Source organism: Natroniella acetigena (assembly GCF_023227745.1).
Taxonomy (GTDB): Bacteria; Bacillota; Halanaerobiia; order Halobacteroidales; family Halobacteroidaceae; genus Natroniella; species Natroniella acetigena.
Genome location: NZ_JALKBX010000078.1, coordinates 1 through 9,282 on the forward strand (window position 1 = coordinate 1; position 9,282 = coordinate 9,282).

Consider the following 9,282-nt stretch of genomic DNA (forward strand, 5'->3'; position numbering starts at 1 on the left):
TCTTAGTTGTTGAATAGTTACGTTGTTTACACTCTGTACAAGCTAAAGTAATTATTTCTCTCATCACTGCCACCTCCTCAACCAAAGCAGATCATTTTTCTAATCTCTCCTATATAAAATATCATGTTTTAAAAAAAAAGTCAATATTATCTACTATAGGGATAACATCAAATTTTTTCAGGTAAATCTAAATTATTTTTAGTATTTTTTATAACTAACTATAATTAGAATTCAATTAAAATTTAGAACGATTGTATTGTCATACATTAAATTACTCATTCCTTTTCATAAGTTTAGACTACTATTAAACTACTTATCTCCCTAATTTAGTATTACTTTCTATCTTTTAGTATATTCATGAATTCTCATAAAAATTGTATTAAAAACACCTTGCTCAATTCTATAAAAAAGACTATAGCTTAAAAGCTATAGTCCCTTAAATAATAATATTAACTTGTTAACTTATCCAACATCTTCCTCATTTCTTCTCTTCGCTCTTTGGTATACTTCTTGTCAGGAATAAATTTAATCTGTAACCAATCCCCCTCTTCAGGATCTCCAGGTATCTCATCCTTCAATACATCCAACTGCACTCTTTGCTTCTCCAACAAGACAACTGCAAAATCACCAACAAAACGATCAATTACTCCTCTCATTTTATCTCCTCCTTGATTAAAAGTTTTTATTATACTCCAGCTTCAAATCATCGCCATCCCAAGAAACATTAGCTCCTTCTTCTCTCTTTAATCTCCCTTTGACATGATTTTCAATCTTCACCTCCGTTTCCTGATCAACTTTATAACCTGCTCTTTTCAACTGCTGCACTAAGTTTTCTACTACATCATTAACTCGATTTAAAGCATTATTCTCTGGATACTCTAGCAGGATTCCATCTAGAACATCATCAACTTCAGCTAAAATTATAGATCCTTTTTCAAAATAAGGATCTATACCAGGAAAAAGCTTTCTCAATAGCATAACTACTATAGTAATGACAGGAACAAAATTCAGTCCTGTCGTTGTTAAAATTCTAATAGTTTCACTCATGTAATTCCTCCTATTTCTCTTGAATCTGTTGTAAAGCTTTCTTCAAAGCTTTAGGAATTGGCACCCCAGCCTGGGCCAAATTCTCTACAGCACTAATCCCCTCCTTGGAGATGTAAAACCAAATAGCCATTAAGCGAATCATTCCTTGACTTCCCAATACTTCATCAGCCAAATGAGCAATTACTATGCTTAAAAAAAGACCAATCTTGCGAAGTATTCCTCTATGACCTATTTTGCTATTCAACTCTTTCAAAACAAAAGCAGATAACAATCCAGTAATATAATCGACTACTACTATAGTAATTAAGAACTTTAAGGACTGATCATCACCACCTAACCAATAATAAATTCCCCCTCCCATCAGCCCTATGAAATAATAAATAGTATCAATAGATTCTTTCCCTCCTCCCTACTGGGCCAACATCTTCAATTATTATACACAATATCTAAAGCAGCCAACTCCCAAGATTGGCACAAAGTTGGCCCAAAAAGAAAAAAGCCAGATCTGTTTAAGATCTGACTGGGTGTTTGGGGTTATTTTGTTGACCCGATATTAGCTGATTTAGACGAAGTAGCATTTTTATTCATGTATCCAATTTGATATTAACTTAGTATATTCCTCTTTCTTTTTCCTGCCTGGATGACTTACTACTAAAAATTTTAATTGTGAAGTCCATGGCACCTTATATACTCTATCCCACCAACCAATATTTTTATTTCCACATTTAATTCTATTGTTTATTGATGTTTTTTCTTCAATTAAATTAAAATAATCAGGCAAGTCTTTTAAAATATTGCGATATAAATTCCATGTATAAAAAACAACTATAAATGGCTTTATCATTTGAATTTCTTCAAAAATAGTGGCATTATTTTCAACACAATTTTGAGCCATATTAAAAGTTGTCTTATCATTTGAATTGCCATCAGAACAAGTATTAGTACACTTTATTAAATTAGTTATTGCAATATTATTCCAAGCCTTTATTTTAGAATTGAAAATAGAAGTAGCAATTTTCCTAGTATAAGCCCAATAAGCCCATTTGTTTTTTTCAAAAAATAATTTCTTACTTAGGTTTTGAGAATCAATGTATTTTCCATTTGTAATTTTTCCAGGTTTACCTCTATGAGGTTTCCCTATAAACATTATTCTAAATTCGTTTTTTAAAAAATCTTTTCCTACATGCCAAGGTAATAAAGGATACTTTATCTGTGGGTTACAATTTGAGCAATAATTATTATCTAATAATTTCAATTTTTCCTCATAAAGATTAATAATCTCTTCTTTCAGTTTAACATTCAAATTTAATCCCCCTTTAATGTCATTTCGCCTAACGCATGTTAAGCGACGTAAATCTATTTGCTTAAAACCTCTAATATGACATCCTTAGTTTGTTTTTTATTATACCAATCTTTAATTTCTAATATCTCTAATAAACTATAAGTATAAATATTTTTCCAAAGAAAATAAATATCTTGTACAGCAAAAGAAAACACTTCATGTTTAAAAGGCGTTTTAGTAAATGGAAATAACCTTTTAAACTTATCTACTTTTTCTAAATCATTAGCTAGAGTAAAATATCCACTTTTCAATTCATCTGCTGGGAATAATCTGTTATTATGAATTATCTGATTTCGAATTTCTACAAATTTATCTGTTTTTAAATAGTAATCATTTTTACCTGATATGCCATTATTATTAAGAAATAAGTTTGCTAATAAAAAATATAACCTATTAGCAAAGGACTTTTTATTGTTACCTACAGCATCCCATTTGCAAATTGGATTGATTGCTTTTTCAAAACTTTTTTCATTATCTCTAACATATGTTTTTGTGAACGAATCTAAAACTGTCCCTAATATCATAAACTTCAAATCCAATAATTGAGTTGAATTTAATTCTAAATAATAAAATAAATTGGTTCCATGTAATCTGAAATTAAAGTCTTCATTTTCAAATTTAGATATAATATTCTCTATATTCTTTATTACCTTTTGATAATCACATTCAAGCATTTCTAAATTTACCTTCTGCCAATATCTATTTAAATTATCTTCTACAATAACTCTTGCTCCAGTAAAAATACTTAATAAAAGTAAAATATCAGTTAATAAAGTACCATCTTTAGATATAACAGCTGGTTTTTCTTCAGAAGGTAATTCGACTTCATAAGTCAATTGATGTCCTCCAATATTTTCCTTGATTTCTTTTTTGCTGTATTCCCCCCCCATTACTTCAACTAATTTGGACAAATCCGCTTTTTCTTCTTTTTTTACAAAGGTAAAATTATCAAGGTCTTCTTGAGCTTTTTGTAAAAATTCTTTTGCTAAATCTGGGTTTGAAATTATTTTTTCAAAGAAACCTTTATCACTCTTAATTTCTGCTTTCTCTTGAACAATCTTAGGATAATATAAATTATCAATATTATCCTTGAAATTATTATGTCTAACAAACTTATAGCCTAAAATTATAAATTCTTTTGGAGAAAATTCATTTATCTTTTCTAAGTTTGGATAAAAACTTTTACCAAAAATTAAATTATAAACGGCTTTTTTCAAAATAATCAACCCTTCCTTTTTACGTATATTTTCTATTAATACCATATTTTAAAATTTATGTCGCTTAACTTACTTGACAAACACTGACTTCGATCTTCATGAAATTTCATAAGCAATTTATTTGATTTTACTTTCTATTCCCCTCATTCAACAATTATATATGCTTTTTAATTTACTGTTGCTAACTTTAAATTTCTGAAGTTTCTACTGCTAACCTAATAATCTCCCTCCATAACTCATCCAATACTACATCATTCCACTTAAAGCCACCTTCTCTTAACATATTTCTCACCTGTATACCTAAAAACAAATGTTGATCTAACAGTTCCTCTTCACTCATCTCTTTAACCTTCTCTAAAATCTCATCCGAAATTTCATCAGACAAATACTGAACAGCTTCCTCAATCTCTTCTTTACTGATTTCATGCAACAAACTAATCACCCTTTCTAATTTTGGGCAAACTACTAAAAAAAGTAATGGGGGTAAATTATATTGAAGTTTCTAGACTGGCTTAAAGCTGAAGATAGTAAAGCTAATATTGAAGTTATACTAGTGATTACAATTATAGGAATCCTTACTGTTCTAATACTATCTTAATTACTCCTGTTTTCACTCACCTTCAAACTGATTTGTAATATAAATTAAACTCTAGTATTATTTTCTCATTAAAGAATAAATATCCTCTAAATATAAAATAAATAATAACTAATGAGTATTGGCACGGGCCAACACTCAACACCATAAAAACATTAAAGGCTTGTAGTACTGACACAACCACTCAGTACCACAAGCCCTAATTTATCACCCATTATGCTTAATAAAACTCTAAAAACTACCCTCATAAAACATTTCAGTCATCTTCTCCACTATTAAGTAATACATCAGATAATTTATCTTCATATGACTCTAACCGCTGTCTATACTTTTCAATTTCATTTTTTAACTCTTTATTTTCAGATCTATTCTCTTCAACTTCATTTCTTAATTTCATTATTTCCTGTTCAAGATTTCTTTTCTCATTAGTTAATAACTCATTTTCATTATTTAACTTATCTTGCTCTACTTTAAGTTCTGTAATCTGATCTTTAAGCTGCTGCTTATCCTCAACTAACTGATCATTCTTCTCCTTTAATTTACTATTATCTTTTTCTAAATTGGTACTCTTAAGTAGTAGTTCTTCATTTTCCTTCTGTAATCTCTCTTGATCCTGTTTTAAGTTTTCAATCAACTCTTTCTTAGTATTTAGCATATCATTTACTTTCATCAACTCATCCTCTTTATCAAACAACCTACTTCTAACTTTCTTTATTTCCTCTTTTAAACTTTTATTTTTAGCTGAAAGTTCTTCCTTCTCAATTTCAACTTTATATAAGGTCTGTTCGCATTCTTCTACTTTTTGGTTTGCTTTAATTTCATATTCATCTACTGCCGTATCCATCTTAGTTACCATATTGTTTATAATCTTAACCACATTATTAAGACTACTTTCTTTACTTCCAATATCACTATTTAAATTAAGCTGTTTAGTTTCCCCTTCCAGCTCAGCAATCAAATGAGAATTAACCAACTTTTCAAGAAATTCTTTTTGACTGATTCCTAAATCATCAGCTTTCTCTTTAAATCTTTGCTTGATTTTTTTATTAGTTTTTACGCTCAAAGTAGACATTTTGAAATCCTCCTTTAATAATAAAGTAATCTACTAGTTTACAAGTCGTTTACTCGGTAAACCTTATTATTTAATAGTATACCCAAGCTCAGATTACTAATTAAGCAAAATAAAATAATTTAAACTAATTTATAATAAACGGGCCAACACCAAAAACAAACGGGATAGTAGTACTGACACAATCACTCAGTACCACTATCCCTAATTGCAGTGACCCCATTTCAGTCGCTCCAAGACAGCATAGCTACAAGCTGACTAAAGAACAAGTCAGCACCCGGTATCTATACTGCTTTCCACTCCTTCAACCGGGCCAGGCTTTAATTTTTAGAAAAGATTTAACAACCCAATCGGCTAATGTTTAAAAATCCCCTCCAGCAAAACCATCTTTTCCCTCAAATCCCTCCCCCCAAACCCCCTACCCATCAACTCCCTTTGAGAACAGGCTCGCACAACCACCGAGCCAAAAAAGGTGCCATTATTTTGGGGGGAGGGGTACTTGAGGGACAACATTTGAGATGATGAGAAATCTCACAGAATTTCTCATCTATTCTCATTTTGCTTCCGAGAATTTTTTGGAAAGATTTAAATTTTTATTATCCGTTATTAACTAGTTTATGTGACGTGAGCAATTTTTTACATCATTTCTTAAAACCATATTTTTGTTCTCTTTTTTCAAAAGCTTTCCTCCCTCCTTCTAATATTTTACAAACATGCTGTTTTATTCCTTGGCTTTTTAACAAATTACTCTTATTTTGATTCTTAAAAGAACATTCAAGAGCACCACTAACATAAGATATATGTTCTTCTTCATTTTGAGCAACTATTACTTGTTCAGCATTAGAATTAACAACTATATTTGCATTATGAGTAACCAAAATAACTTGTCTATATTTCTTTATCTTTTTAAATAATGGAACTAATTCTTCAACAATAAAATTGTTATCTAAATCATCTTCAGGTTGATCATATATAAATGGAGTAGAAAAAGTATCTGTTGCTAATTTTAAACAAATAAAAAAGGTTCCACGTTGACCAACTGATAATTTTTTAGGCTCTTTCCCTTTATATTTTGTTTTGCAAATTACTTTTAAATATTTATTTCTATTATGACTCATGAAAAGAATCTCCAAAAATTCTCTCTTTCCACCATTAATAAAATAGTTATCCTTTTCTATTAAATCTTCTAAAGTTATTCTTTTTTGATTATTACTTCTTCTTATTGATTTATTTTTTATAAAGTCATAATAATCTTCAAGAGAATTAATTTTAAACATTTGTTTAATTCTATCAAAGTTAGTCTTGTCTCTAGTTTCCCTGAATTTAGTTTTATTTAATACATCATAAATAAGATTATAAAATTTTTCATCATCAAAATAAACTTCTCCATATATGTCTATATCTTCTAATAAATGATTAATTATTTCTTTTTGGTTTTCATCCCAGGAGTCTTTCCCCTTTTTTATTTCGTTCCATTGATTATCAATTTGCTCAACTTGTTGATTTATTGTAGTTTCTAATTTAGAAACAAATTCATTTCTTTTATCAAATAGAGAATGTAATTTACTTTTCTTTTTTTGTATTTCTTGTGCTTTATTTTTACATTTTTCAATTTCATCTTGATAATTATTTACTTTGTCTAATAAAGTTGATATATCTCCCTCTATTCCAGCCTTTTTAAATTCTGTTTCAATATTTGAATTTTCTTTATTAAAATTTTCAATTTCATTAGAATTATTTTCAAGAATTATATTTAAATTATTTAGTTGCGTATCAAAATTAACTTTAGGTATACATTCATCACTATTAGAATTTAACTCATTTATTTCTGTATTTATAGAATCAGAAAATCCATCTAACCTATCTTTTAGTACTTTTAATCTATTTTTATAGTTCTGCTTATTACTTAACATTGATTTGTTTTCCCGATATTTTTCAATTAATTTTTTATTTGAAGAAGTGGTAATAGTTTTTATTAATTCTTCATTTTTATTTATAACATTTTTATTATATTCTATGCTATTAATTAAATTACCATCTAAATCTTCTACCCTAAACCACTTTTTTATTGAATCAATTTCATTAATGATTTTTTCTATATTATTATCTAGCTTCCCAGTAATTTCTTGATTTTTAATTCCAAGCATTTTTTTTATCTCTAAATCTAAACCTTCTGGATTTTCTACAATATCCTTTACTTCACTTTGACTTACATGTAAATAATCTAGTTTATTATCATTTTGAATATTAAATTCTAATTCTGTGCTATCTTTCTTTTTATAGAATAATTTAAAATCGTCTTTTTTAATATTAATTTTATTAGCTCTTTCATTTCTATTATTACAATTAAAAGTTTTATTTATTGTATCTAACAATAAGCTTTTCCCTGCCCCCCTACTACCGATAATAGTAACCAAATCTCTATTCAAAGGTATTTCTTGACTTTTAAATTTAACCGATTTCTCATCAAATATTGGAGTTTCATTTATAATTATTTTAGAAAAATAAGGTTTTTTAAAATGGTTATAAGGATTATAATCTTGAACCTTAACATTTTCATTTGGTTCATAAATAAGTTTTTTTAACCCTTCAAAAGTAGGGTTTGCTTTTACCCATACAAACTTTTCCCCTAAATATAATCTATCATTTGCTGAATCGGAAAAATCTATTTTTCTACAATCTGAGGATACTATATAAGTTATATCATTTCGATAATAACCATGATTTTCGTCATTTATTAAATCATAATAAAAACCACTTTCATATTTTTCTTTTGATTTAGATAGTTGACAAATATTAATAAAATCTTTATGCCATTCTTGAATTCGTCTTTGTCCTGTTATAGTGTTTGATTTTAATACTCCATTATCACTATCTGCATGAGCAAATATCATTACTGCATCAAGTTTTGCTTCTTTTATTTTATCATATATTTCTTTAATAGATTTATTTGAAGCAGGTATGTTCCCATTATCAGGAATAAGTACTTGTCCTACTGAAAATAATTGCTTTACTAATTGATTAATATTATTTAAATCTTCATTTTCTTTAAATATAACTAATAAATGAATACCACTCCCATCCTTTGCAGTAATTTCAAATCCCGGCAATACACTTATTCCAACTTTATTACCTTCATTTTGTATATAAGGAATTAATAAATCACTCATATCATTACAAAAATTATGATCTGTAATTGCAATTAAAGAAATATTTTGAGTGTGAGCAAATTGAATATATTTTTTAGCAAATTTTTGTCTGTCCTTTTCATTCTCTAATAAAGGTTTATCTATCCATTCTGGATCTAGTGGAGTATGAGCATGTAAATCCCATTTTCTCCATTTAGATCCTTCAATAAATTTAGTATAATCTAACACTTTATCTACCTCCTTAGAATAATTAAATTCTCCATGTCACATAAAGTCATTAAGAGTTTCACGACGTTTTATTAAAAAAATTAGACCAACTTATTTCTAAAAACTTCTATAAGTCCTCTTTATGCTTCATTTTATCTCATACTTAGATATCGTTAAAATCCTTGAACTTAATATTCACGAACAACATTAGTCAGAAAAAATATTCTTACTAACATTTTACTACATTTTTCCTGAAACTTAAACCAAAATTTACATAAAGAAAAGACCAGCTCTATTAAGAACTGGCCAATAAGTTATCCTGCTTCATCATCTCAACAATCTTCTTATCTAATTCTCGACTAACAGCCTGTACACCTTCATCTAATAAATCCTTACCTTCAGCCTCTTTAGCCATCCTTCTCCGCAAAAATTCAATTTCTTTCTTAAGCTTATCAGTCATAATTACCACCTCCGAATAATGGTAATAGTAATTATTACTATAACGTATTCTTCTAAATAAAACAAATGTTTTCCAAATAAACTCATAATAAGTCCCCGATATTATCATCCAGCTTTCTCAATGCTCTCTTCTTAACCCGATAATAATGACTACTGGAATAGGGAAACTCTCTACTTCTATAGACAATTTTATCTTG

The 9,282-nt window shown here is 28.2% G+C and carries 10 protein-coding genes; all 10 read right to left on the reverse strand.

The annotated features are described in order from the left end of the window. Positions 1-64, reverse strand: a 64-nt coding sequence (gene rpmG / locus MWH25_RS13230) for a 50S ribosomal protein L33 (RefSeq protein ID WP_428832828.1), incomplete at its 3' end; no start/stop codon positions are given. A gap of 385 nt (positions 65-449) precedes the next feature. Next, the gene (locus tag MWH25_RS12025; protein WP_248627897.1) at positions 450-656 is read right to left on the reverse strand and encodes a DUF3006 domain-containing protein; all 207 of its coding nucleotides are present in this window, start codon (positions 654-656) and stop codon (positions 450-452) included. 16 nt (positions 657-672) lie between these two features. Then, complete coding sequence (locus tag MWH25_RS12030) at positions 673-1,047, reverse strand: hypothetical protein (RefSeq protein ID WP_248627898.1); 375 nt, start codon at positions 1,045-1,047, stop codon at positions 673-675. 10 nt (positions 1,048-1,057) lie between these two features. Further along, positions 1,058-1,408, reverse strand: coding sequence for a phage holin family protein (locus MWH25_RS12035; protein ID WP_248627072.1), 351 nt, complete (start codon positions 1,406-1,408; stop codon positions 1,058-1,060). A gap of 219 nt (positions 1,409-1,627) precedes the next feature. Next, entirely contained in the window at positions 1,628-2,350 is a 723-nt protein-coding gene (locus tag MWH25_RS12040; protein ID WP_248627899.1) for a hypothetical protein, read from the reverse strand. A 53-nt stretch (positions 2,351-2,403) separates the two neighbouring features. Further along, positions 2,404-3,651 (reverse strand): hypothetical protein, encoded by a 1,248-nt coding sequence (locus tag MWH25_RS12045; protein ID WP_248627900.1) that lies wholly within the window; start codon positions 3,649-3,651, stop codon positions 2,404-2,406. Positions 3,652-3,793: 142 nt separating this feature from the next. Then, complete coding sequence (locus MWH25_RS12050) at positions 3,794-4,036, reverse strand: DUF6794 domain-containing protein (protein ID WP_248627901.1); 243 nt, start codon at positions 4,034-4,036, stop codon at positions 3,794-3,796. A gap of 421 nt (positions 4,037-4,457) precedes the next feature. Next, on the reverse strand, positions 4,458-5,273 hold the full coding sequence (locus tag MWH25_RS12055) for a hypothetical protein (protein ID WP_248627902.1): 816 nt from the start codon (positions 5,271-5,273) through the stop codon (positions 4,458-4,460). Positions 5,274-5,911: 638 nt separating this feature from the next. Beyond that, complete coding sequence (locus MWH25_RS12060; protein ID WP_248627903.1) at positions 5,912-8,647, reverse strand: TrlF family AAA-like ATPase; 2,736 nt, start codon at positions 8,645-8,647, stop codon at positions 5,912-5,914. A 274-nt stretch (positions 8,648-8,921) separates the two neighbouring features. Beyond that, the gene (locus MWH25_RS12065; protein ID WP_248627904.1) at positions 8,922-9,086 is read right to left on the reverse strand and encodes an aspartyl-phosphate phosphatase Spo0E family protein; all 165 of its coding nucleotides are present in this window, start codon (positions 9,084-9,086) and stop codon (positions 8,922-8,924) included. Positions 9,087-9,282 lie beyond the last annotated feature (196 nt).